General features: G+C 65.9%; 32 protein-coding genes and 1 tRNA gene. 25 read left to right on the top strand and 8 right to left on the bottom strand.

From position 1 onward, the window contains the following. Positions 1-107: 107 nt before the first annotated feature. Complete coding sequence (locus AC3A6X_RS26360; RefSeq protein ID WP_487844935.1) at positions 108-284, top strand: hypothetical protein; 177 nt, start codon at positions 108-110, stop codon at positions 282-284. A gap of 1 nt (position 285) precedes the next feature. Here the strand turns inward: AC3A6X_RS26360 and tgt are convergent, their stop codons facing one another. Beyond that, positions 286-1,458 (bottom strand): tRNA guanosine(34) transglycosylase Tgt, encoded by a 1,173-nt coding sequence (gene tgt, locus AC3A6X_RS26355; protein ID WP_487844934.1) that lies wholly within the window; start codon positions 1,456-1,458, stop codon positions 286-288. Positions 1,459-1,472: 14 nt separating this feature from the next. Further along, the gene (gene queA / locus AC3A6X_RS26350) at positions 1,473-2,513 is read right to left on the bottom strand and encodes a tRNA preQ1(34) S-adenosylmethionine ribosyltransferase-isomerase QueA (protein WP_487844933.1); all 1,041 of its coding nucleotides are present in this window, start codon (positions 2,511-2,513) and stop codon (positions 1,473-1,475) included. A gap of 81 nt (positions 2,514-2,594) precedes the next feature. Between queA and recG the strand changes: the two genes are divergently transcribed. The 4 genes from recG (at position 2,595) to ubiA (ending at position 7,477) form a co-directional block, all read left to right on the top strand. Further along, on the top strand, positions 2,595-4,697 hold the full coding sequence (recG, locus tag AC3A6X_RS26345) for an ATP-dependent DNA helicase RecG (protein WP_487844932.1): 2,103 nt from the start codon (positions 2,595-2,597) through the stop codon (positions 4,695-4,697). 117 nt (positions 4,698-4,814) lie between these two features. Next, positions 4,815-5,786: a LysR substrate-binding domain-containing protein gene (locus AC3A6X_RS26340; protein ID WP_106556367.1), complete on the top strand. Its 972-nt coding sequence runs from the start codon at positions 4,815-4,817 to the stop codon at positions 5,784-5,786. Positions 5,787-5,934: 148 nt separating this feature from the next. Further along, positions 5,935-6,528, top strand: a complete 594-nt coding sequence (locus AC3A6X_RS26335) for a Dps family protein (protein ID WP_106556366.1) — start codon at positions 5,935-5,937, stop codon at positions 6,526-6,528. A 67-nt stretch (positions 6,529-6,595) separates the two neighbouring features. After that, a complete protein-coding gene (gene ubiA / locus AC3A6X_RS26330) occupies positions 6,596-7,477 on the top strand; it encodes a 4-hydroxybenzoate octaprenyltransferase (RefSeq protein WP_487844931.1) in 882 nt (293 codons plus the stop codon). Between the two features lie 18 nt (positions 7,478-7,495). On the opposite strand, the gene proC is transcribed toward ubiA, so the two are convergent. Continuing rightward, entirely contained in the window at positions 7,496-8,353 is an 858-nt protein-coding gene (gene proC, locus AC3A6X_RS26325; RefSeq protein ID WP_487844930.1) for a pyrroline-5-carboxylate reductase, read from the bottom strand. Positions 8,354-8,807: 454 nt separating this feature from the next. On the opposite strand from proC, the gene rplN reads away from it, so the two are divergent. The 20 genes from rplN (at position 8,808) to AC3A6X_RS26225 (ending at position 18,644) form a co-directional block, all read left to right on the top strand. Next, on the top strand, positions 8,808-9,176 hold the full coding sequence (gene rplN / locus AC3A6X_RS26320) for a 50S ribosomal protein L14 (protein WP_068674584.1): 369 nt from the start codon (positions 8,808-8,810) through the stop codon (positions 9,174-9,176). Positions 9,177-9,188: 12 nt separating this feature from the next. After that, the gene (gene rplX / locus AC3A6X_RS26315; RefSeq protein WP_106556364.1) at positions 9,189-9,506 is read left to right on the top strand and encodes a 50S ribosomal protein L24; all 318 of its coding nucleotides are present in this window, start codon (positions 9,189-9,191) and stop codon (positions 9,504-9,506) included. Positions 9,507-9,517: 11 nt separating this feature from the next. Continuing rightward, a complete protein-coding gene (gene rplE / locus AC3A6X_RS26310) occupies positions 9,518-10,057 on the top strand; it encodes a 50S ribosomal protein L5 (RefSeq protein WP_106556363.1) in 540 nt (179 codons plus the stop codon). An 8-nt stretch (positions 10,058-10,065) separates the two neighbouring features. Further along, positions 10,066-10,371: a 30S ribosomal protein S14 gene (gene rpsN / locus AC3A6X_RS26305; RefSeq protein WP_106556362.1), complete on the top strand. Its 306-nt coding sequence runs from the start codon at positions 10,066-10,068 to the stop codon at positions 10,369-10,371. Between the two features lie 20 nt (positions 10,372-10,391). Next, the gene (rpsH, locus tag AC3A6X_RS26300; protein ID WP_068674576.1) at positions 10,392-10,787 is read left to right on the top strand and encodes a 30S ribosomal protein S8; all 396 of its coding nucleotides are present in this window, start codon (positions 10,392-10,394) and stop codon (positions 10,785-10,787) included. A gap of 25 nt (positions 10,788-10,812) precedes the next feature. Then, positions 10,813-11,346 carry a 50S ribosomal protein L6 gene (rplF, locus tag AC3A6X_RS26295; protein WP_106556361.1) on the top strand — a complete coding sequence of 178 codons (534 nt, stop codon included), beginning with the start codon at positions 10,813-10,815 and terminating at the stop codon, positions 11,344-11,346. Between the two features lie 14 nt (positions 11,347-11,360). Next, on the top strand, positions 11,361-11,726 hold the full coding sequence (gene rplR / locus AC3A6X_RS26290; RefSeq protein ID WP_106556459.1) for a 50S ribosomal protein L18: 366 nt from the start codon (positions 11,361-11,363) through the stop codon (positions 11,724-11,726). An 18-nt stretch (positions 11,727-11,744) separates the two neighbouring features. After that, on the top strand, positions 11,745-12,263 hold the full coding sequence (rpsE, locus tag AC3A6X_RS26285) for a 30S ribosomal protein S5 (protein ID WP_068674573.1): 519 nt from the start codon (positions 11,745-11,747) through the stop codon (positions 12,261-12,263). Between the two features lie 14 nt (positions 12,264-12,277). Continuing rightward, positions 12,278-12,463: a 50S ribosomal protein L30 gene (gene rpmD / locus AC3A6X_RS26280; protein ID WP_057593150.1), complete on the top strand. Its 186-nt coding sequence runs from the start codon at positions 12,278-12,280 to the stop codon at positions 12,461-12,463. Between the two features lie 11 nt (positions 12,464-12,474). Next, positions 12,475-12,906: a 50S ribosomal protein L15 gene (rplO, locus tag AC3A6X_RS26275; protein WP_106556359.1), complete on the top strand. Its 432-nt coding sequence runs from the start codon at positions 12,475-12,477 to the stop codon at positions 12,904-12,906. Between the two features lie 22 nt (positions 12,907-12,928). After that, on the top strand, positions 12,929-14,239 hold the full coding sequence (gene secY, locus AC3A6X_RS26270) for a preprotein translocase subunit SecY (protein ID WP_487844929.1): 1,311 nt from the start codon (positions 12,929-12,931) through the stop codon (positions 14,237-14,239). 13 nt (positions 14,240-14,252) lie between these two features. After that, complete coding sequence (gene infA / locus AC3A6X_RS26265) at positions 14,253-14,471, top strand: translation initiation factor IF-1 (RefSeq protein WP_086919801.1); 219 nt, start codon at positions 14,253-14,255, stop codon at positions 14,469-14,471. Positions 14,472-14,505: 34 nt separating this feature from the next. Beyond that, positions 14,506-14,619, top strand: coding sequence for a 50S ribosomal protein L36 (gene rpmJ, locus AC3A6X_RS26260; RefSeq protein WP_038201958.1), 114 nt, complete (start codon positions 14,506-14,508; stop codon positions 14,617-14,619). Between the two features lie 23 nt (positions 14,620-14,642). Next, positions 14,643-15,008: a 30S ribosomal protein S13 gene (rpsM, locus tag AC3A6X_RS26255; protein WP_019653977.1), complete on the top strand. Its 366-nt coding sequence runs from the start codon at positions 14,643-14,645 to the stop codon at positions 15,006-15,008. 12 nt (positions 15,009-15,020) lie between these two features. Beyond that, positions 15,021-15,425, top strand: coding sequence for a 30S ribosomal protein S11 (rpsK, locus tag AC3A6X_RS26250; protein WP_009124825.1), 405 nt, complete (start codon positions 15,021-15,023; stop codon positions 15,423-15,425). A 132-nt stretch (positions 15,426-15,557) separates the two neighbouring features. Next, positions 15,558-16,181 (top strand): 30S ribosomal protein S4, encoded by a 624-nt coding sequence (gene rpsD, locus AC3A6X_RS26245; protein ID WP_106556356.1) that lies wholly within the window; start codon positions 15,558-15,560, stop codon positions 16,179-16,181. Between the two features lie 127 nt (positions 16,182-16,308). Then, complete coding sequence (locus tag AC3A6X_RS26240) at positions 16,309-17,298, top strand: DNA-directed RNA polymerase subunit alpha (protein WP_309966792.1); 990 nt, start codon at positions 16,309-16,311, stop codon at positions 17,296-17,298. A 114-nt stretch (positions 17,299-17,412) separates the two neighbouring features. Then, positions 17,413-17,814 (top strand): 50S ribosomal protein L17, encoded by a 402-nt coding sequence (gene rplQ, locus AC3A6X_RS26235; protein WP_162584702.1) that lies wholly within the window; start codon positions 17,413-17,415, stop codon positions 17,812-17,814. Between the two features lie 18 nt (positions 17,815-17,832). Beyond that, positions 17,833-17,909 (top strand) — tRNA-Met (locus AC3A6X_RS26230). A gap of 333 nt (positions 17,910-18,242) precedes the next feature. Next, positions 18,243-18,644 carry a hypothetical protein gene (locus AC3A6X_RS26225; RefSeq protein ID WP_487844928.1) on the top strand — a complete coding sequence of 134 codons (402 nt, stop codon included), beginning with the start codon at positions 18,243-18,245 and terminating at the stop codon, positions 18,642-18,644. Positions 18,645-18,660: 16 nt separating this feature from the next. Here the strand turns inward: AC3A6X_RS26225 and AC3A6X_RS26220 are convergent, their stop codons facing one another. From AC3A6X_RS26220 to AC3A6X_RS26200, 5 genes are read right to left on the bottom strand one after another with little or no spacing between them, the layout of a single operon-like run. Next, a complete protein-coding gene (locus AC3A6X_RS26220) occupies positions 18,661-19,056 on the bottom strand; it encodes a RidA family protein (RefSeq protein WP_487844927.1) in 396 nt (131 codons plus the stop codon). Beyond that, positions 19,053-20,669 (bottom strand): AMP-binding protein, encoded by a 1,617-nt coding sequence (locus AC3A6X_RS26215; RefSeq protein WP_487844926.1) that lies wholly within the window; start codon positions 20,667-20,669, stop codon positions 19,053-19,055. Before AC3A6X_RS26215 ends, AC3A6X_RS26220 begins: the two co-directional genes overlap by 4 nt. Continuing rightward, positions 20,666-21,862, bottom strand: a complete 1,197-nt coding sequence (locus AC3A6X_RS26210) for an acyl-CoA dehydrogenase family protein (protein ID WP_487844925.1) — start codon at positions 21,860-21,862, stop codon at positions 20,666-20,668. The genes AC3A6X_RS26215 and AC3A6X_RS26210 overlap by 4 nt, the downstream gene beginning before the upstream one ends. Positions 21,863-21,866: 4 nt before the next feature. Next, positions 21,867-22,721, bottom strand: coding sequence for an enoyl-CoA hydratase family protein (locus tag AC3A6X_RS26205; protein ID WP_309966783.1), 855 nt, complete (start codon positions 22,719-22,721; stop codon positions 21,867-21,869). After that, positions 22,718-23,194: a MarR family winged helix-turn-helix transcriptional regulator gene (locus AC3A6X_RS26200; RefSeq protein WP_487844924.1), complete on the bottom strand. Its 477-nt coding sequence runs from the start codon at positions 23,192-23,194 to the stop codon at positions 22,718-22,720. The genes AC3A6X_RS26205 and AC3A6X_RS26200 overlap by 4 nt, the downstream gene beginning before the upstream one ends.

The raw sequence follows: 23,194 nt of genomic DNA, 5'->3' as shown, positions 1-23,194 counted from the left end.
CGCCAGTCTGCACACGGTCCTCGCGCGTGCGGCGTATGGCTTAGGTCGTGTTCCCGCGCGCGCGGCTTCTGGCTACGCTCGATGCCTTCGATACGAGACATGCAGCCATGTTCAGCCAGCTCCTTCGCCGCCACGCCGCTGCCGGCCTTTACCTTGCATCGGTCGCCGCCGCCTTGTTGTCGGCGGCGAGCCTGGTCGCTTATGCAAAGGAGCCGGACGACATCCATCTGTTCGCGCCCAACAGCACGCCGCCGGCCTTCGAGACGACCGGCGCCGCGGAGTAGCTCAGATGCCGCGCGCGCGGTCGGCCTTGAACTGCCCGCGGAACTGCGAATAGGCGCCCGCATCGAGCGCCGCGCGGATCTCGCGCATCAGGTTCAGGTAATAGTGCAGGTTGTGGATGGTCGTGAGCATCGGCCCGAGCATCTCGCCGCAGCGGTCCAGGTGATGCAGATAGGCGCGGCTGAAGCCCCCGCGCCCACCCTCGTTCCACGGAATGCCCGAGGCGCCCGCGCAGGCATGGCAGCTGCAGCTCGGGTCGATCGGCTGCGGGTCGTTCTTGTGGCGCGCATTGCGCATCTTCAGGTCGCCGAAGCGGCTGAAGAGGGTGCCGTTGCGCGCATTGCGCGTGGGCATCACGCAGTCGAACATGTCGACGCCCTGGGCCACGCCCTCCACCAGGTCCTCGGGCGTGCCGACGCCCATCAGGTAGCGTGGCTTGTGGGCCGGCAGCCGGTGCGGCGTGTGCGCCATGATGCGCAGCATCTCCTCCTTGGGTTCGCCGACGCTGACGCCGCCGATCGCGTAGCCGGGGAAGTCGAGCTCGACCAGCTGCGCCAGCGATTCCTCGCGCAGGTTCTCGTACATGCCGCCCTGGACGATGCCGAAGAGGGCATTGGGATTCGCGAGCCGCGCGAACTCGGCCTGGCAGCGCCGGGCCCAGCGCAGGCTCAGTTCCATCGACGAGCGCGCCTCGGCCTCGGTCGTGATGTGGCCTTGGGTGTCGTAGGGGGTGCACTCGTCGAACTGCATGACGATGTCGCTGTTGAGGATGGTCTGGATCTGCATCGAGACCTCGGGCGTGAGGAAGAGCTTGTCGCCGTTGACGGGCGAGGCGAACTTCACGCCTTCCTCGCTGATCTTGCGCATTGCGCCCAGCGACCAGACCTGGAAGCCGCCCGAGTCGGTGAGGATGGGCTTGTCCCATTTCTCGAACTGGTGCAAGCCGCCGAAGCTCGCCATCACGTCCAGGCCCGGGCGCATCCAGAGGTGGAAGGTGTTGCCCAGGATGATCTGCGCGCCCATCTCCTCGAGGCTGCGCGGCATCACGCCCTTGACGGTGCCGTAGGTGCCCACGGGCATGAAGATCGGCGTCTGCACCACGCCGTGGTTCAGGATGAGCGTGCCGCGGCGGGCGTGGCTGTCGGGATCGGTGGCGAGGAGTTCGAAATTCAGCATGCGTTGTCTCTTGATCAATTCGCCCGGGCCAGCAGCATCGCATCGCCGTAGCTGAAGAAGCGGTAGCGCTCGCGAATGGCGTGGGCGTAGAGCCCCATCACGCGCTCGTAGCCCGCGAAGGCGCTCACCAGCATCATGAGCGTGCTCTTGGGCAGGTGGAAGTTGGTGACGAGCAGGTCCACGTGCGCGAAGGCGAAGCCCGGCGTGATGAAGATGCGGGTGTCGCCGCTGGCTTCACCGCTCTTCGCCCACGATTCGAGCGTGCGCACGGTGGTGGTGCCGACGGCGACGATGCGGCCGCCGCGCGCCCTGGCCTCGGCGATCGCGCGCTGCGTCGCCTCGGGCACCTCGTAGCGCTCGGCATGCATCTGGTGCTCGGCGATGTTCTCGGTCTTGACGGGCTGGAAGGTGCCGGCGCCCACGTGCAGCGTGACGCTGGCGCGCTGCACGCCTCGTGCCTCGAGCTCGGCAAGCAGGGCCTCGTCGAAGTGCAGCGCCGCCGTCGGCGCGGCAACTGCTCCCGGCACGCGGGCGAACACGGTCTGGTAGCGGTGCTCGTCCTCCTGCGAGTCGGCGTGCTCGATGTAGGGCGGCAAGGGCACATGGCCGCAGCGCGCCATCAGCGCGTAGGGGTCCTCGCCCGTGGGGCTGTTGAAGCGCAGGCGGAACAGCGCACCCTGCTCGTCGGGCCACCGGCCCAGCAGCGTCGCCTGGAAGCCGCCCGCCATGTAGAGCAGGGTGCCCACTGGCGGCTTCTTGCTGACCTTCATGTGGGCGACCACCTCGTGGTCCTGCAGCACGCGCTCGACCAGCAGCTCGAGCTTGCCGCCGGTGGGCTTCTCGCCGAACAGGCGGGCCTTGACCACGCGGGTGTCGTTGAAGACCAGCAGGTCGCCCGCGCGCAGCAGCGAGGGCAGGGCCTTGAAGATGCGGTCGGCGGGCGGCTCCACCGTGCCGTCGAGCAGGCGCGAGGCGCTGCGCTCGGCGGCGGGATGCTGCGCCACGAGCTCGGGCGGCAGAGCGAAATCGAAATCAGAAAGGGTGAAGGCGCGCATGAATCTTGAGGGCCGGACGGGCCCGTGCCAAGGAGGCGAGGGAAAGGGAAGGGAGGCCGAAGAGGCGGGCAGAATTGTCCCATGCCCGCCGCCGCCAAGTCCTTGTCCCCGGAAAAGCCCGTCGCGGCGCCAGGCACCGGCCTGAGCGCGGTGCAGCGCGCGCTGCGCAAGCTGGGCCTGGTGCGCGACATCGACTTCGCGCTCTACCTGCCGATGCGCTATGAAGACGAGACCCGCATCGTGCGCCTGGCCGATACGCGCGACGGCGACATGGCGCAGATCGAGGCGGTGGTGACCGAGAGCGAGGTCGTCTTTCGCCCCCGCCGCCAGCTCATCGTGACGGTGGACGACGGCAGCGACACATGCCAGCTGCGCTTCTTCAATTTCTATCCCTCGCAGCAGAAGCAGCTGGCCGTGGGCGCGCGGGTGCGCGTGCGCGGCGAGGTGCGGGGCGGCTTCGTCGGGCGGCAGATGATGCATCCGAACGTCAAGGCCGCGGGCACCGAGCTCCCGCAGGCGCTCACGCCGGTGTACTCGACCGTCGCCGGCCTGCCGCAGCCGCTGCTGCGGCGCGAGGTGCGCTCCGGTCTGGCGCGCGCGGTACTCGACGAGACCATTCCCGCGGGACTCGTGCCGCCGAACGCCTGGGACTTGCGCAGTGCGCTTCATTTCCTGCACTACCCGGCGCCCGACGTCGCGTTGGCCACGCTGGAAGACCACAGCCATCCGGCCTGGCAGCGGCTCAAGGCCGACGAACTGCTGGCGCAGCAGTTGTCGCAACTGCAGGCGAGGCGGGCCCGCGGCGCGCAGCGGGCGCCGGTGTTGTCGGCGGCTGCCTTGAGGGATTCGCTCAGCGAGGCGCTGCGGGCCGTCCTCCCGTTTGCGCTGACCGGCGCCCAGCAGCGCGTGGTGGAGGAGATCGTCCGCGACCTTGCGCGCGAAGTGCCGATGCACCGGCTGCTGCAGGGCGACGTGGGCTCGGGCAAGACCGTAGTGGCGGCGCTGGCGGCGGCGCGCTGCATCGACGCGGGCCACCAGTGCGCGCTGATGGCGCCCACCGAGATCCTGGCCGCGCAGCATTTCGGCAAGCTGGTCGGCTGGCTCGATCCGCTGCTGGCCGAGCGTGGCCTGCGGGTGGCCTGGCTCACCGGCAGCCAGAAGAAGAGGGAGCGCGACGCGATGTCGGCCGCGGTCGAGAACGGCGAGGCCGCGCTGGTGATCGGCACGCATGCGGTGATCTCGGAGAAGGTGCGCTTCCGCCAGCTGGCGCTCGCGATCATCGACGAGCAACACCGCTTCGGCGTCGCCCAGCGGCTGGCGCTGCGCGGCAAGGCCGGGGGACAGCTGGAGCCGCACCTGCTGATGATGAGCGCCACCCCGATCCCGCGCACGCTGGCGATGAGCTACTACGCCGACCTCGACGTCTCCACCCTCGACGAGCTGCCGCCCGGGCGCACGCCCATCGTCACCAAGCTGGTGGCCGAGCACCGGCGCGACGAGGTCATCGACCGGATCCGCGTCCAGCTGGAACAGGGCCGGCAGGTCTACTGGGTCTGCCCCCTGATCGAGGAGAGCGAGGCGGTCGATCTGCGGAACGCGACCGAGACGCGCGACGAATTGGCCGACGCGCTCGGCGAGGAAGTGAGCGTCGGGCTCCTGCATTCGCGCATGCCGACGGCCGAGAAGCAGGCGGTGATGGAGGCCTTCACCGCCAACCGGCTGCAGGTGCTGGTCAGCACCACCGTGATCGAGGTCGGCGTCGACGTGCCCAATGCCTCGCTGATGGTGATCGAGCATGCCGAGCGCTTCGGGCTCTCGCAGCTGCACCAGCTGCGCGGCCGGGTCGGGCGCGGCGCGGCGGCCTCGGCCTGCGTGCTGCTCTACGCGCCGAACGAGGGCGGCCGCGTCGGCGAGGCGGCGCGGGCCCGGCTCAAGGCCATGGCCGAGACCAGCGACGGCTTCGAGATCGCGCGGCGCGACCTCGACATCCGCGGCCCCGGCGAATTCCTCGGTGCGCGCCAGTCGGGTGCCCCGCTGCTGCGCTTTGCCGACCTCAGCACCGATGTCCTGCTGCTCGACTGGGCGCGCGAGCTCGCCCCCCGCATGCTCGACCGCCACCGCGCGCTGGCCGAGAAGCATGTGGACCGCTGGCTGGGCAGCAAGGCCGAATACCTCAAGGCATGACCGGGCAAGCCGGCCAGCGAAGCGAGGCCCATTGACGGACCGCGAAGCCGGCTTGCAGGGGTTGGCGGTTACACGAGGTGAACAAGCCTTGGGGGCGAGCAATAATTGACGAAAGCTATGACCCTCACGGAACTCAAATACATCGTTGCGGTCGCGCGCGAGCGGCATTTCGGCAAGGCGGCCGAGGCCTGCTATGTCTCGCAGCCGACGCTGTCGGTCGCAATCAAGAAGCTGGAAGATGAACTCGAGGTCAAGCTCTTCGAGCGCAGCGCGGGCGAGGTCACGGTCACGCCGCTGGGCGAGCAGATCGTGCAGCAGGCCCAGAGCGTGCTCGACCAGGCCGCCAGCATCAAGGAGATCGCCAAGCGCGGGAAGGACCCGCTGTCGGGGCCGCTGAACCTGGGCGTGATCTACACCATCGGGCCCTACCTGCTGCCCGACCTGGTGCGCCAGAACATCGCGCGCACACCGCAGATGCCGCTGGTGCTGCAGGAGAACTTCACCGTCAAGCTGCTGGAGATGCTGCGTTCCGGCGAGATCGACTGCGCAATCATGGCCGAGCCCTTCCCGGATACCGGGCTCGCCGTGGCGCAACTGTACGACGAGCCCTTCATGGCGGCCGTTCCCGTCCACCATCCGCTGGCGGAGCGCGAGTCCGTGAGCTCCGACGAGCTCAAGAAGGAGACCATGCTGCTGCTCGGCACAGGCCACTGCTTCCGCGACCACGTGCTCGAGGTCTGCCCGGAATTCGCCCGCTTCTCGAGCGATGCCGAGGGCATCCGCAAGAGCTTCGAGGGCTCTTCGCTGGAGACCATCAAACACATGGTGGCCGCCGGCATGGGCGTGACGCTGGTCCCGCGCCTGTCGGTGCCGGCCGATGCGCTCAAGCCACGGGCCGCGAAGGGGCGCGGCAGGGAGCTTGAGCAGATCGTGCGCTACCTGCCGGTGCGCGACCTCCAGGGCGGCGAGCCGCCGACGCGCCGCGTCGTGCTGGCCTGGCGTCGCAGCTTCACGCGCTACGAGGCTATCGCGGCACTGCGCAATGCCATCTATGCCTGCGAACTGCCGGGCGTCAAGCGGCTCTCGTAGCAGCGTCGATAGCCGAGGTCGCGCTATCGGCCTACGCTTTCGAACAGGTCCGGCACAATCGCTGCGATAGAGTGCGGCTGTTGCGAAGCCAGTCCCCGGCTCCTAGAGTCTTGAACAGTTCAACAACCTCGAAGAAAGAACTTTTGCCATGGCCAAAGTCGACAAGAAATCCAAGTCCGCCGTCGCCAACGCACCGGCCGCTTCCGCCGGCAAGGTGCCCAAGAAAGGCGGCGCACTGGTGGCCCAGGAATCGGGCAGCCGCAATGCGCCGATCATCAACATCGGCATCGACCGCGAGGACCGCGCCGCTATCGCCGAAGGTCTGAGCCGCGTGCTGGCGGACACCTACACGCTCTACCTCACGACCCACAACTTCCACTGGAACGTCACCGGCCCGCACTTCAACTCGCTGCATGCGATGTTCATGGCGCAGTACACCGAGCTGTGGGGCTCGACCGACGTTATCGCCGAGCGCATCCGTGCGCTGGGCCACTACGCTCCGGGCTCCTATGCCGAGTTCAGCAAGATCGCGACCGTGCCCGACGTGCCCAAGGACCCGCCCAAGGCGATGGAAATGGTGCGCATCCTGGTCAAGGGCCACGAGACCGTCTCGCGCATCGCGCGCGAGTTCATCCCCGTGGCCGAGGAGGCCGGCGACGACCCGACCGCCGACATGCTGACCGCGCGCTGCACGGTGCACGACCAGACGGCCTGGATGCTGCGCTCGCTGCTGGAGGACTGAGCCACTTCGCTCGGCACGAGCCTCGATCCGGGCGGGCTTCCTCCTTGCGGTGGCGCAAAATTGCGGCATGTCCGCCTCCACCGCCCTCGCTCCTCGCGGCCGCCTCTCGCTTTACCTGGACCTGATCCGCTGGAACCGGCCGGCCGGCTGGCTGCTGCTGCTGTGGCCCTCGCTGGCTGCGCTGTGGTTCGCGGCCGACGGCTTCCCCGGCTGGCACCTGATCACGGTCTTCGTGCTCGGCACCATCCTCATGCGCAGTGCCGGCTGTTGCGTCAACGACGTGGCCGATCGCGATTTCGATCGGCACGTCAAGCGCACTGCCCAGCGCCCCGTCACCAGCGGAGCGGTGTCGGTCAAAGAGGCGCTGGTTGTAGGGGCAGTGCTCGCGCTGGCGGCCTTTGCGCTGGTGCTCACGACCAACCGTGCGACGGTGCTATGGTCCTTCGCGGCATTGGCTGTCACGCTGGTCTACCCCTTCGCCAAGCGCTTCGTCTCGATCCCCCAGGCGGTGCTGGGTATCGCCTTCAGCTTCGGCATTCCGATGGCGTTCGCGGCCGTGCAGGCTTCGGTGCCGGCCTTCGCCTGGTGGCTGCTGGCGGGCAACCTGTTCTGGGTGCTGGCCTACGATACCGAATACGCCATGGTCGATCGCGACGACGACCTCAGGATCGGCATGAAGACCTCGGCCATCACCTTCGGGCGCTTCGATGTGGCCGCGGTCATGGCGAGCTATGCGATCTTCCTCGCGGTGTGGGCCGCCGCCGGCGCGAGCCGGGAGTTGAGTCCCGTGTTCTACGCCGGCATCGCCCTCGCGGCGGTGCAGGCGCTGTGGCACTGGCGGCTGATCCGCGAGCGCACACGCGAGGGCTGCTTCAAGGCCTTCCGGCTCAACCACTGGTTGGGCTTCACCGTGTTCGCCGGCGTCTTGGCCGGCTATCTGCTGCGCTGAACCCGCAGGGCCGCTGCCTCAGCCGCGGCCGAACTCCTCGCCCAGTTCCGCCGCTCGCTGGTGGGCGGCGCGGATCGCTGCCTTGAATTTCGCCTTGACATCGGCGTTTTCGAGCGAGGTGATGGCGGCGTGGGTTGTCCCGCCCTTGGAGGTCACGCGCTCGCGCAGCACGGCGGGCGGCTCGGTTGCATCGTTCGCCAAGGTCGAGGCGCCAGTGAAGGTGCCGACGGCCAGCCGGTGCGCCTGCTCGGGCGTGAGACCCAGCTCGATGCCGGCCTCGGTCATGGCCTCAATGAAATAGAACACGTAGGCGGGCCCCGAGCCGGAGACCGCGGTGACCGCGTCCAGCGCGCTCTCGGCGTCCACCCAGAGCAGCTCGCCGGTGGCTTCCAGCACCTGCTCCACCTGCTTGCGCCCAGCCGGGTCGACGGCCGGCCGCGCAAACAGGCCGGTCATGCCCTTGCCGACCAGCGCCGGCGTGTTCGGCATGGCGCGGACCACCTGGTCGGTGCCGAGCCAGCGCGCGATGCTGTCGGAGGGGATGCCGGCGGCGACGCTGAGATGCAGCGCGTCCTTGGCCAGGCCCCGGACGGCCCGCGCGGCCTGCGCAAAACTCTGCGGCTTGACGGCCCAGACCAACACCCCGCAGCGCTCGAGCGCCGCGCCGGCCTCGGCCTGGGCCGTGATGCCGAAGTCGTGCCGCAGCCGTTCGCGGGCTTCGGCCTGGGGTTCGACGACCTCGAAGGTGGCGGCCGGCACCTGTCGTTTGATCAGCCCGCCGATGATGGCGCTGGCCATGTTGCCGCCGCCGATAAAGCCGATCGGCGGCAGGGGAGCCCGCTCCTGGCGGGGCAGGAAAGTGACGGCGATGTTCATGATCTGTCCAGTAAATTCGAAGGCTGCGAGCTGCGGGCCTGCCGCGGATTGAAATTGTCGCCGCTTGCTGCCATCGCGCGGCGGCTGCCGTGCGGGCGCTGGGGAAGAGCCCAATTTGGGGACCTGACGATTTGGCAATAACCAGGCCCCGTCGGTAATTCTTGCGAAGCAGGTACTCACCTTGCAGGTTTCCTGGCTGGTGCCCGATGGCGCGCAGTCTATCGACGGCGCGGCAGTCCGGGACGCCGCGCAACAGGTGCGTTTGACAGTCAAGCGCTGCTTATGCAACAATCGCGGGCTTCGCTTTTCCAAAGGCGAAAAAACAGCGATAGAGCTTCTGCCCAACGGAGACGCATCGAAGTGGTTTCGATGCGAGGACGACGGGCCCAAGACTGACCGCAAGCTGCTTCCGGCATTTCGGGGTGGCGATCGGTACAAGTTGGGAATACACGAAATGATCCAAACTGAATCCCGGCTCGATGTGGCCGACAACACGGGCGCGAAATCCGTCCTGTGTATCAAGGTGCTCGGCGGCTCCAAGCGGCGTTATGCCAGCGTGGGCGACGTCATCAAGGTCAGCATCAAGGAAGCCGCTCCGCGTGGTCGCGTCAAGAAGGGCGAGATCTACAGCGCGGTGGTGGTTCGTACCGCCAAGGGCATCCGTCGCGCCGACGGCTCGCTCGTCAAGTTCGACGGCAATGCCGCCGTTCTGCTCAACGCCAAGCTGGAGCCCATCGGCACCCGCATCTTCGGACCGGTCACGCGCGAGCTGCGCACCGAGAAGTTCATGAAGATCGTGTCGCTGGCCCCCGAAGTTCTCTAAGGACAACTCGCCATGAACAAGATTCGCAAGGGCGACCAGGTCATCGTGCTGGCCGGGCGCGACAAGGGCAAGCGCGGCACGGTGTCGCTGCGCAAGGATGACTCGCATGTGGTCGTCGACGGCATCAACCTGGTCAAGAAGCACACCAAGCCGAACCCGCTCAAGGGTACGACCGGTGGCATCGTCGAGAAGGCCATGCCGATTCACCAATCCAACGTGGCGATCTTCAATGCCGCGACCGGCAAGGCCGATCGCGTGGGCATCAAGGTCACGGACGGCAAGCGCGTGCGCGTCTTCAAGTCCAGCGGCGAAGAAATCAAGGCCGCCTAAGGGGTACTCACATGGCACGTCTCCAACAACACTACCGCGAAAAGATCGCGAAGGACCTGACCGAGAAGTTCGGCTACAAGTCCCCCATGCAGGTCCCGCGCCTGACCAAGATCACGCTCAACATGGGCGTGGGCGAAGCGGTCGCCGACAAGAAGGTGCTCGACAACGCCGTGGCTGATCTGACCAAGATCGCCGGCCAGAAGCCCGTCGTGACCAAGTCGAAGAAGGCCATCGCCGGCTTCAAGATCCGCGAGAACCAGCCGATCGGCTGCATGGTCACGCTGCGCGGCATCCAGATGTACGAATTCCTGGACCGCTTCGTGACCGTGGCGCTGCCGCGCGTGCGCGACTTCCGCGGCATCTCCGGCCGTGCCTTCGACGGCCGTGGCAACTACAACATCGGCGTGAAAGAGCAGATCATTTTCCCCGAGATCGAGTACGACAAGGTCGACGCGCTGCGCGGTCTCAATATCAGCATCACGACCACGGCCAAGACCGACGAAGAAGCCAAGGCGCTGCTCGCGGGCTTCCGTTTCCCGTTCAAGAACTGAGGTGACTTGTGGCTAAAGTAGCTTTGATCGAGCGCGAGCTCAAGCGAGAAAAACTGGTCGCAAAGTACGCCGCCAAGCACGCGGAACTGAAGGCGATCGCCAACGACGCGAAGAAGAGCGACGAAGAGCGCGCGGCTGCCCGTCTGGCCCTGCAGAAGCTCCCGCGCAATGCCAACCCGACGCGCCAGCGCAACCGCTGCGAAATCACCGGCCGTCCCCGTGGCACTTTCCGCCAGTTCGGTCTGGCCCGCGCCAAGATCCGTGAACTGGCCTTCAACGGCGACATCCCCGGTGTCACCAAGGCCAGCTGGTAAGCCAGGCAGGAGCAAACAACATGAGCATGAGTGATCCCATTGCCGACCTGCTGACGCGTATCCGCAACGCGCAGATGGTGGCGAAGCCCACCGTGTCGGTCCCGTCTTCCAAGGTGAAGGTCGCGATCGCACAGGTGCTGAAGGACGAGGGCTACATCGACGGTTTCCAGGTCAAGACCGAAGCTGGCAAGAGCGAGCTTGAAATTGCGCTGAAGTATTACGCCGGCCGTCCGGTCATCGAACGCATCGAGCGCGTGAGCCGTCCCGGCCTGCGCGTCTACAAGGCCAGCGCTGCGATCCCGCAGGTGCAGAACGGCCTGGGCGTCGCCATCGTCACCACCCCCAAGGGCGTGATGACCGACCGCAAGGCTCGCGCCAGCGGCGTCGGCGGCGAAGTGCTGTGCTACGTCGCCTGACCGAGACATCGAGGAGAACACTGAAATGTCCCGAGTAGGAAAAATGCCGGTCGCCATCCCCGAAGGCGTGGATGTGGCGATCAAGGAAGACCAGATCAGCGTCAAGGGCAAAGGCGGCGCGCTCAGCCTGCCGCTGAATGCGTTGGTGAATATCGTCAACAAGGACGGCAAGCTGAGCTTCGAGCCCGCCAACGAGTCGCGCAACGCGAATGCGATGAGCGGCACGGTGCGCCAGCTGGTGAACAACATGGTGGTCGGTGTGACCAAGGGCTTCGAGAAGAAGCTGAACCTGGTCGGCGTGGGCTACAAGGCCCAGGCGCAAGGCGCCAAGCTGAACTTGCAGGTCGGCTACTCGCACCCGGTCGACAAGCTGATGCCCGAAGGCATCACGGTGGCGACCCCCACCCCGACCGAAATCGTGATCAAGGGTGCCGACCGCCAGCGCGTCGGCCAACTGGCCGCCGAGATCCGAGCTGTTCGTCCGCCCGAGCCCTACAAGGGCAAGGGCATCCGCTATGCGGACGAGAAGATCGTGATCAAAGAGACCAAGAAGAAATAAGGGGCAGCAAAATGATGTTGACCAAGAAAGCACAGCGTCTTCGCCGCTCGCGCCAGACCCGCATCCGCATTGCGACGCAAGGCGTGGCGCGCCTGACGGTGAACCGCACCAACCTGCACATCTATGCTGCCGTCATCTCCGACGACGGCACCAAGGTGATCGCCTCCGCCTCGACCGCGGAAGCCGAAGTGCGCAACTCGCTGGGTGGTTCCGGCAAGGGCGGCAACGCCGCCGCGGCCACGCTCATCGGCAAGCGCATCGCCGAGAAGGCGAAGGCCGCCGGGGTCGAGAAGGTTGCCTTCGACCGCGCGGGCTTCGCCTACCACGGCCGCGTCAAGGCGCTGGCCGATGCGGCCCGCGAAGCCGGCCTGCAGTTCTAACCGGACACGAGATTCAACATGGCAAAGATTCAGGCAAGAACGCAAAGCGAAGGCCCCGAAGACGGTCTGCGCGAGAAGATGATCGCGATCAACCGCGTCACCAAGGTGGTGAAGGGTGGTCGTATCCTCGGTTTCGCAGCACTCACCGTGGTCGGTGATGGCGATGGCCGCGTCGGCATGGGCAAGGGCAAGTCGAAGGAAGTGCCGGCCGCAGTGCAGAAGGCGATGGAAGAAGCGCGTCGCAATCTCGCGAAGATCTCGATCAAGAACGGCACGCTGCACCATCGCGTGACGGGCCATTGGGGCGCCGCCTCGGTGGTCATGATCCCGGCGCCGAAGGGTACCGGCATCATCGCCGGCGGCCCGATGCGCGCGGTGTTCGAAGTGATGGGCATCACCGACATCGTGGCCAAGAGCCACGGTTCGTCGAACCCCTACAACATGGTCCGCGCCACGCTGGACGGCCTGCGCAACTCGACGACGGCTTCCGAAGTCGCAGCCAAGCGCGGCCTGACCGTCGAGCAACTCTTCGCTTGAACGGGAGCAAAGACATGACGACGCAACAACAAACGCTCAAGGTGCAACTGGTCAAGAGCCCGATCGGCACCAAGCAATCGCATCGCGACACCGTGCGCGGCCTGGGCCTGCGCAAGCTCAACAGCGTGAGCGAGCTGCAGGACACGCCCGCGGTGCGCGGCATGATTAACAAGATCAGTTATCTGGTCAAAGTGCTGTAAGAGAGACGGATATGGAACTCAATGGCATCAAGCCGGCAGCGGGCGCCAAGCACGCCAAGCGCCGCGTCGGCCGCGGCATCGGCTCCGGCCTGGGCAAGACCGCGGGCCGCGGTCACAAGGGTCAGAAGTCCCGCGCGGGCGGCTTCCACAAGGTCGGCTTCGAAGGCGGCCAGATGCCGCTGCAGCGCCGCCTGCCCAAGCGTGGCTTCAAGTCGCAGTCGCTCAAGTACAACGCCGAAGTGACCCTGGCTGCGCTCGAGAAGCTCGGGTTGGCCGAGGTGGACCTGCTCGCGCTCAAGCAAGCCGGCCTGGTGGGCCAGATCGCCAAGGTGGTCAAGGTCATCAAGTCGGGCGAGTTGACCAAGGCCATCAAGCTGACGGGCATCGGCGCGACCGCCGGCGCCAAGGCCGCGATCGAAGCGGCCGGCGGCAGCGTGGCCTGATCGCAAGCGAAAGAAGGTCATAGTGGCAACGAACGCGGCGACGCTCGCAAAGACAGGCAAGTTCGGCGACCTGCGTCGCCGGCTCGTCTTCTTGCTGCTCGCCCTCGTGGTCTACCGCATCGGAGCGCACATTCCGGTGCCGGGCATCAACCCGGACCAACTGGCGCAGCTGTTCCAGGGCCAGCAAGGCGGCATCCTGAGCCTGTTCAACATGTTCTCGGGCGGCGCGCTGTCGCGCTTCACCGTGTTCGCGTTGGGGATCATGCCGTACATCTCCGCGTCGATCATCATGCAGTTGATGACCTACGTGGTGCCGACCTTCGAGCAGCTGAAGAAGGAAGGCGAGGGCGGCCGGCGCAAGATCACCCAGTACACCCGCTACGGGACGTTGGGCCTGGCGCTGTTCCAGTCCTTCAGCATCGCGGTGGCGCTGGAATCCTCCGCAGGTCTGGTGATCTCGCCTGGCTTCGGCTTCCGCCTCACGGCCATGGTCAGCCTGACGGCAGGCTCGATGTTCCTGATGTGGCTCGGCGAGCAGATCACCGAGCGCGGTCTGGGCAACGGCATCTCGATCCTGATCTTCGCGGGCATCGCGGCCGGCCTGCCGAGCGCGATCGGCGGTCTGCTGGAACTGGTGCGCACCGGTGCCATGAATGTGCTCGTCGCGCTGTTCATCGTCGCCGTGGTGATCCTGGTCACCTACTTCGTGGTGTTCGTGGAGCGCGGTCAGCGCAAGATCCTGGTCAACTACGCGCGCCGGCAGGTCGGGAACAAGGTCTACGGCGGCCAGTCCTCGCACTTGCCGCTGAAGCTGAACATGGCCGGCGTGATTCCTCCGATCTTCGCCTCCTCGATCATCCTGCTGCCGACCACGGTGGTGAGCTGGTTCAGCACGGGCGACAGCATGCGCTGGATCAAGGACATCGCGAGCGCGCTGACGCCGGGACAACCGATCTACGTGCTGCTCTACGCCGCCGCGATCGTGTTCTTCTGCTTTTTCTACACGGCCCTCGTGTTCAACAGCCGCGAGACCGCCGACAACCTGAAGAAGAGCGGTGCGTTCAGCCCGGGCATTCGTCCGGGCGACCAGACCGCGCGCTACATCGACAAGATCCTGGTTCGCCTGACGCTGGCGGGCGCGGTGTACATCACCTTCGTCTGCCTGCTGCCGGAGTTCCTGATCTTGAAATACAACGTGCCGTTCTATTTCGGCGGCACCTCTCTGCTGATCATCGTGGTGGTCACGATGGACTTCATGGCCCAGGTGCAGAACTACATGATGTCGCAGCAGTACGAATCCCTGCTAAAGAAGGCCAATTTCAAGACTTCCTAGCGGGCGAAGTGAGATGTCGAAGGACGATGTCATCCAGATGCAGGGTGAGGTTCTGGAGAACCTTCCGAATGCGACCTTTCGGGTCAAGCTGGAAAATGGACACATCGTGCTGGGACATATTTCCGGAAAGATGCGGATGCACTACATCCGCATCCTTCCAGGTGACAAGGTCACCGTCGAGTTGACGCCCTATGACTTGAGCCGGGCGCGCATTGTGTTTAGGGCGAAGTGAGTCGCCGGGTTGAACAGAGTTTTAGGAGAGTGAAATGAGAGTTTCGGCTTCGGTCAAGACCATTTGCCGCAATTGCAAGATCATCCGCCGCAAAGGTGTCGTGCGCGTGATCTGCACCGACCCGCGCCACAAGCAGCGCCAGGGTTGAGCTAGAGATTTAAGAGGACGCACATGGCACGTATTGCTGGCATCAACATTCCGCCGCACAAGCACGCTGAGATCGGCCTGACCGCCATCTTCGGCATCGGTCGCACCCGCGCCCGCAAGATCTGCGAAGCGAGCGGCATCGAATACTCGAAGAAGATCAAGGATCTGACCGACGCCGATCTCGAGAAGATCCGCGACCAGATCGCGCTCTTCACCATCGAAGGCGACCTGCGCCGCGAGACGACGATGAACATCAAGCGCTTGATGGACATCGGCTGCTACCGCGGCTTCCGTCACCGTCGCGGCCTGCCCATGCGCGGCCAGCGCACGCGCACCAACGCCCGTACCCGCAAGGGTCCGCGCAAGGCCGCGCAGTCCCTGAAGAAGTAAGGATAGACAAGCATGGCTAAAGCTCCTGCCAACAACGCCGCACAGCGCGTTCGCAAGAAGGTCCGCAAGAACGTGGCGGACGGCATCGCGCACGTGCACGCCTCGTTCAACAACACGATCATCACGATCACCGATCGCCAGGGCAACGCCCTGTCGTGGGCGTCGTCGGGTGGCCAGGGTTTCAAGGGCTCGCGCAAGTCGACACCCTTCGCTGCGCAGGTCGCTTCCGAAGTCGCCGGCCGCGCTGCGGTGGAACAAGGCATCAAGAACCTCGACGTCGAGATCAAGGGCCCCGGCCCGGGTCGCGAGTCGTCGGTGCGCGCGCTGGCCGCGCTCGGCATCCGCATCAACTCGATCGCCGATGTGACGCCGGTTCCGCACAACGGCTGCCGCCCGCAGAAGCGCCGTCGCATCTGAGGCGAAGGCGTTCGGCGCAGCCAGCTTCCGGGCCGGCTGCGCGTTTTGTTTTTTTCAACAAGCCCACCGCCATCGGCACGCCGCTGATGGCTCCCGCAGACCCCTGCGGTAGATGACACAAAGGAAGATCAAGTGGCACGTTACCTCGGCCCCAAGGCCAAACTCTCCCGCCGCGAAGGCACCGACCTGTTCCTCAAGAGCGCCCGCCGCTCCATCCAGGACAAGGCCAAGTTCGACTCCAAGCCCGGCCAGCATGGCCGCACCTCGGGCCAGCGCACTTCCGACTTCGGCCTGCAGCTGCGCGAGAAACAGAAGGTCAAGCGCATGTACGGCGTGCTCGAGAAGCAGTTCCGCCGCTACTTCGAGGAAGCCGATCGCCGCCGCGGCAACACCGGCGCCAACCTGCTGTTCCTGCTCGAATCGCGCCTGGACAACGTGGTCTACCGCATGGGCTTCGGCTCCACGCGCGCCGAAGCGCGCCAGCTGGTTTCGCACAAGGCGATCACGGTGAATGGCCAGTCGGTCAACATCCCGTCGTACCTCGTCAAGACCGGCGACGTGATCGCCGTGCGCGACAAGTCGAAGAAGCAGAACCGCATCGCCGAGGCGCTGCAGCTGGCCCAGCAGGTCGGCATCCCGGCCTGGGTCGAAGTGAATGCCGACAAGGCCGAAGGCACCTTCAAGAAGGTGCCCGATCGCGACGAGTTCGGTGCCGACATCAACGAATCGCTGATCGTCGAACTGTATTCGCGATAACAGGCGATGACGTGCCGCCCATCGGCGGCCCGAACTTTTGATTTTTGTTCCCTGTCGCGGCGCCGCGACCGGGCACTTCACCAGCCTTACCGGTGTAACGAGCCGAGGGTATTGAGAGGAAGTCTGCATGCAAACCACCTTGTTGAAACCCAAGACCATCCAGGTCGAGCAACTGGCCCCCAACAAGGCCAAGGTCACGCTCGAGCCTTTCGAGCGCGGCTACGGCCACACGCTCGGCAACGCGCTGCGCCGCGTGCTGCTGTCTTCGATGGTGGGTTACTCCGCCACCGAAGTGACGATTGCCGGCGTGCTGCACGAGTACTCGTCCATCGATGGCGTGCAGGAAGACGTCGTCAACATCCTGCTGAACCTCAAGGGCGTGGTGTTCAAGCTCCACAACCGCGACGAAGTCACGCTGAGCCTGCGCAAGGACGGCGAAGGCGCCGTCACCGCTTCGGACATCCAGACGCCGCACGACGTCGAGATCATCAACCCCGACCACGTGATCGCGCACCTGTCACAAGGTGGCAAGCTGGACATGCAGATCAAGGTCGAGAAGGGCCGCGGCTACGTGCCCGGCACCATGCGCCGCTATGCGGACGAGCCGACCAAGTCGATCGGCCGCATCGTGCTCGACGCCTCCTTCTCGCCGGTCAAGCGCGTGAGCTACACCGTCGAGAGCGCCCGCGTCGAGCAGCGCACCGACCTGGACAAGCTGCTGGTCGAGATCGAGACCAACGGCGCCATCACCGCGGAAGACGCGGTCCGCGCCTCGGCCAAGATCCTGGTCGAGCAGCTGGCCGTGTTCGCGCAGCTGGAGGGTGGCGAGCTCGCCGCCTTCGACCAGCCGGCGCCGCGCAGCGCCCAGCAGTTCGACCCGATCCTGCTGCGCCCGGTCGACGAGCTCGAGCTCACGGTCCGCTCGGCCAACTGCCTGAAGGCAGAGAACATCTACTACATCGGTGACCTGATCCAGCGCACCGAGAACGAGCTGCTCAAGACCCCGAACCTGGGTCGCAAGTCGCTCAACGAAATCAAGGAAGTGCTCGCCTCCCGCGGTCTGACCTTGGGTATGAAGCTCGAAAGCTGGCCGCCCGCCGGCCTCGACAAAAGGTAACTGGACGAGAACAAGGCTTGCCGCACGCGGCAGCCTTGGACTTCTGACTTCGTAATAGGTGAACGCGGCGTACCTGACACGGCCCCGCGCAATTGATAAGGAAAGGAACTCACCATGCGTCACGGACACGGACTCCGCAAACTCAACCGCACCAGCTCGCACCGCCTCGCGATGCTGCAGAACATGATGAATTCGCTCATCGAGCATGAGGTCATCAAGACCACGGTCCCCAAGGCCAAGGAACTGCGCCGCGTCATCGAGCCGATGATCACCCTGGCCAAGAAGCCGACGGTCGCCAACAAGCGCCTGGCCTTCAACCGCCTGCGCGACCGCGACAGCGTGGTCAAGCTGTTCGGCGAGCTGGGCCCGCGCTACCAGGCGCGCCCGGGTGGCTACACGCGTATCCTGAAGATGGGCTTCCGCGTGGGCGATAACGCGCCCATGGCGCTGGTCGAGTTGGTCGATCGCCCTGAAATCGCCGATACCCCTGCTGATGAGCAAACCGGCGAAGAATAAGCTATAATATCTGTCTGCCGCGCGATGGAGCAGCCTGGTAGCTCGTTGGGCTCATAACCCAAAGGTCGCAAGTTCAAATCTTGCTCGCGCAACCAAATTTTTTGCGAATTCGAGTTTCTCGCAAATAACAAAACGCCCACTTTCGAGTGGGCGTTTTTGTTTTTGCAGCACGCGTAATGAAAACCGCGCTTGCCTCAGGCCCGAAACCTGCGCGAAACAGGCAGTGGCAAGGTCCGCCAATTTTGGCAAGCACTGGATCCGTTCTTTTGTTAAGAACAAACTACTCTTTTGTCCCGCTGTATGGCCTTAAACGAGTAGCGGACGTGACAAAAGTCATGGATTCGTGCCCCTGCCGTGTGTAACATTTGGTCAGCAAAATTCTCAGCAATGAAGGAAAAAGTCCATGAATGCCGGAGACAAAGAATTTCATGACTGACCCTTCGATTTCGCGCGATCTGGTTGAAAACGCGATGGATGCCGTCCAGCAGGCCGTTCATTACATTTTCGACAACCAGCCCGCTGTCCCTTTCCATCGGACGACCGATCTTCTTTCGCTCGACGAAAATGAACAGGAACAGATTCGTCGCGGGGAGGAGGCCAATTACCGAGGCCGGCCGACGATGTCGGCGCTCAGTTTCTGCCTGACTTCGGCTATTTCGCTGCTGGCCATTGCGCATTCATTGATCGACCAGCCGGACGTGCTGTCCCCGGTCGAGCGCGACCAGCTGTGGAAGAAGTTGGCCACGGAGACGAAGGTGGCGGGCCGGGCCGCCTATCGCGCGGCGCTGATTCTTTCCGACCCCGGCGCCGAGGACGGCGCCTACCTGTAGCTTTGGTGCCCGCTGATCAGTCAGGCACGACGGCCGTAACCTCGATCTCCACCTTCGCGCGCTCTTCCACCAGCGCCGCGACCTGAACACAGGTCATCGCGGGGAAGTTGCGCCCCATCGCGTCGCGGTAGACCGGCCCCAGTTCGCCCAGGCGCCGGTTGTACTCGTCGCGATCGGTCACGTACCAGGTCATCCGCACCATATGCTCCGGACCGGCGCCGGCCTCGCGCAGGATCTCGGCGATGTTGCGCAGCGCCTGGCCGGCCTGCTCGATGAAGTCGTCCGAGACGAATTGCTGCTGTGCGTTCCAGCCGACCTGCCCGCCGACGAAGACCATCGTGCCGCGCGCGGCGACCCCGTTCGCGTAGCCTTTGGGAGGCGCCCAGCCGGGCGGTTGCAAGAGTTTGTTCATGGTGTCATTTGCCTCAGTTTGAATCGTTGGAGCTTGCCGGTTTCGGTGCGCGGCAAGCCGGCGACGAACTCGATCTCCCGTGGGTACTTGAAGGGTGCGATGGTGGCCTTGACGTGGTCCTGCAGCGCCTTGATCAGGGCTGCATCGCCGGTGTAGCCGGGCTTGAGTACGCAGAAGGCCTTGACGATCATTCCGCGCTCCTCGTCCGGCTTGCCGATCACGCCGCACTCGGCGACGGCGGGGTGCTTGAGCAGCGCATCCTCGACCTCCGGCCCGCCCACGTTGTAGCCGGCCGTGATGATCATGTCGTCGGCGCGAGACTGGTAGAAGAAGTAACCGTCCTCGTCCTGCACGAAGGCGTCGCCGGGGTAGTTCCAGCCCTTCTTCACATAGTCCTTCTGGCGCGGGTCGTCGAGGTAGCGGCAGCCGACCGGGCCGATCAGCGCCAGCTTGCCGACGGTGCCGCGCGGCACCTCATTGCCTTCGTCGTCGACCACCTTGGCGGTGAAGCCGGGCACGGCCTTGCCGACCGCGCCGCGCCGCACTTCATCGGGGGCCGCCGAGATGTAGATGTGGAACACCTCGGTGCCGCCGATGCCGTCCAGCATCTCGATGCCGGTGGCCTCCTTCCACAGCTGGCGCGTCGCATCCGGGAGGGCCTCGCCGGCGCTCACGCTGATGCGCAACGTGGGCACGCCCAGCGCCTTCGCGAAGGGCGCCATCTGCCGATAGAAGGTCGGTGCGGTGTAGCAGATCGTTGCGCCGACATCGCGAATGGTCTTGACCATGCTTTCCGGCGTGTAGGGCCCGTCGCTGAAGTAGACCGAGGCGCCGGCCCACATCGGGAAGACCAGCAAGCCGCCCAGCCCAAAAGTGAAGGCCAGCGGTGGCGAGCCGAGCACGATGTCCTCGCTGCGCGCGCGCAGCACGTGGCGCGGCCAGGTCTGGCACATCGCAAGCACGTCGCGGTGCGTGCTCACCGGCGCTTTCGGCTTGCCGGTGGTGCCGGACGTGAAGGCCAGGAGGGCGATATCGTCGGCGGCCGTTGGGCAGGCCTTGAACACGCCGCTCTTGCCGGCGGCGCGCGCCTCCAGCGAGTCGGGCGTCTCCGGCTGGTTGAAGGCGATCAGGGTCTTGAGCACCGGGTGGGCCTGCTGCGCACTCCGAAGCTCCTCGAGCAGGCGGCCATCGCACAGCGCGACCACGGGCTGCGCCTTCTCGATGATGTCGCCCAATTCCTTGGCGCGCAGCAGCGGCATGGTGGCGACTGCGATCAGCCCCGCCTTCACCACCGCGAGCCAGCCCAGCGCCATCGCGATTGAATTGCCGCCACGCATCAGCACGCGGTTGCCGGGCACTAGGCCCAAGTCCTCCACCAGCACCTGCGCGATGCGGTTGACCTCCGTGGCGGCCTCGGCATAGCTCAGCGTGCGCGCCGGCGAGCGCAGCATCGGCCTGTCGGCCCAGGGCTTGGAGGCGGCCTTGTCCAGCAATTCCTCCACCAGGTTCAACTGGTCCGGCAGCTGGAGCTCAGGCAGGTCGTAGCGGAAGGTCGGCAGCTGGTCTGCCGGCGGCAGGCGGTCGTGGACGAATCGGTCGACCTGTGCGCTCATGACGCGCTCCGCAGCACCGACTTGCCGATGATCAGCTGTTGCACTTCCGTCGCGCCCTCGTAGATGCGCAGCGAGCGGATGTCGCGGTACAGGCTCTCGACCTTCGTGCCCACCTTCACGCCCAGCCCGCCATGCATCTGCAGCGCCATGTCGATCACGCGGCTCGCGTTCTCGGTGGCGCACATCTTGGCCATCGCGGCGGCGGCCGTGATGTCGCCGGCCGGCGGCGTGCCGCGGCTTTCGCTGTCGTCGCGCATCCAAGCCGCGCGGTAGGTCAGGAGCGCCGCGCTGTCGATCAGCGCGGCCATCTCGCCCAGCTTGGCCTGCGTGAGCTGGAAGTCGGCCAGAGTCTGCCCGAACATGCGGCGGTTGCTCGCATGCCGCACGGCCTCGACCAGGGCCCGTCGTGCCATCCCAAGCGCGGCTCCGGCGACCGAGGCACGGAAGATGTCCAGCGTGCGCATCGCGAGCTTGAAGCCGCCGTTCACCTCGCCGAGCTGGGCTTCGCGCGGCACCGTGCAATTCTCGAAGCGCAGCGTGGCGAGCGGATGCGGCGCCATCACTTCGATATGCGCCGAGCTGTCGAGCCCCGCTGTGTCCGCATCGACGACGAAGGCGCTGATGCCGCGCGATCCGGCTGCCGGGTCGGTCTTGGCGAACACGCAGTAGAAGTCGGCGATGCCGCCGTTGCTGATCCAGGTTTTCTGGCCATCGAGGCGCCAGCCCTGCGGCGTGGCGACGGCCTGCATCGCCATCGCGCCCACGTCCGAGCCGGCCTCCGGCTCGCTGAGCGCAAAGGCCGCGATCTTGTCGCCGCGCGCCACGGCCCCGAGGTAGTCGCGCTGCTGCGCCACGCTGCCTGCCAGCGTGATCGCGCCGCTGCCCAGGCCCTGCATCGCAAAGGCGAAATCGGCCAGCGGCGAATGGAAGGCCAGGGTTTCACGCAGCAGCACCAGTGCGCGCGAGTCCAGGCGCTCCAGCGCGCCGCCCGAGGCCGCCGGAACGCAATAGCGCAGCCAGCCACCCTGGCCGAGGCGTCTCACCCAGTCGCGGCAGGCGGCGCGATCGTCGCGCTCGTCCACCGATTGCGCCGCCGCCCAGGGCAGCAGGTCGCGCGCCAGCGCGCGGTGCGCGTCGTCGAAGAAGGGAAGCGCCAGATGCGCCGTGGAGGGGGGCGTTGCGGATGCAGCCATCGTGTCAGTCCCCGCCGAACACCGGCTTGCGCTTGGCCGCGAAGGCCTCGAAGGCGCGCTTGAAGTCCTCGGTCTGCATGCAGATTGCCTGCGCCTGGGCTTCGGCCTCGATCGCCTGGTCGATGGTCATCGCCCATTCCTGCGAAAGCATGGTCTTGGTCATGCCGTGCGCGAAGCTCGGGCCTTCGGCCAGCTTGCGCGCCATGGTTGCGGCGGCAGACAAGAGCGCATCGCTGTCGTGCAGGGCGTTGAAGAAGCCCCAGGCCTGGCCCTCCTGCGCCGTCATCGCACGGCCGGTGAACAGCAGCTCCGAGGCGCGGCCCTGGCCGATCACCCGCGGCAACAGCGCACAGGCCCCCATGTCGGCACCGGCCAGCCCCACGCGCGTGAAGAGGAAGGCGGTATTCGTGGCCGGCGTGCCGTAGCGCAGGTCGCAGGCCAGCGCGATCATCGCGCCGGCGCCCGCGCACACGCCGTCGATCGCGCCCACGATCGGCTGGGGGCAGTGGCGCATGGCCTTTACGAGGTCGCCCGTCATCCGGGTGAACTCCAGCAGCTCCGGCATCCGCATCTTCGTCAGCGGGCCGATGATCTCGTGCACGTCGCCGCCCGAGCAGAAGTTGCCGCCCGCGCCCGTCACCACGATCGCCTTGACGTCGGTCGCGTAATTCAGCGCGCGGAACAGGTCGCGCAGTTCGGCATAGGAGTCGAAGGTCAGCGGGTTCTTGCGCTCCGGCCGGTTCAGGGTGATGGTGCCGACACCGGCCTCGAAGGCCCAGCTGAAGTGCTCGGCCCGGTAGGCGGATTTCGGTTCGAATTGCGCATGCATGGGATTGCCTGCGCCGATGTAGTGCTTCATAGGGCCTCCGCCAGTTGCTGATGGGAATGCTGCTTGACCTTGCCGAGCAGCTTGTGCAGTTGCGCGATCTCCTTGGCATTGAGCGCCGCGAAGGCGTCGACGATCCATGCCTCGTGCTGCTGCGCCATGTCGTTGAAGAGCCGGCGCCCGCGCGCCGTGAGCCGGACGCGCCAGGCGCGGCGGTCGCCCTCGACGTCGACGCGCTCGACCAGGCCCTCGGCCACCAGCTGGTCGGTGATGCCGGTGACGTTGCCGCCGGTGACCATCATGCGGCGCGACAGCTCGTTCATCTTCAGCCCGTCCGGTGCGCGCTCCAGCTGCGACATCAGGTCGAAGCGGGGCAGGGTGGTGCCGAACTGCTCGCGCAGCCCGTTGCGCACCTGCTTCTCGATCAGCAGGGTGCAGGTCAGGAGGCGCAGCCAGAGCCGCAGTTCCTCCGGGTGCTCGCTGTGGCCGCGTGCTTCGAGGTCCAT

The sequence above is a fragment of the Variovorax sp. Soil_C_12 genome, from assembly GCF_057657375.1.
Note: the sequence above shows the minus strand (reverse complement) of the source record. Positions and strands in the feature narration are given on the sequence as shown.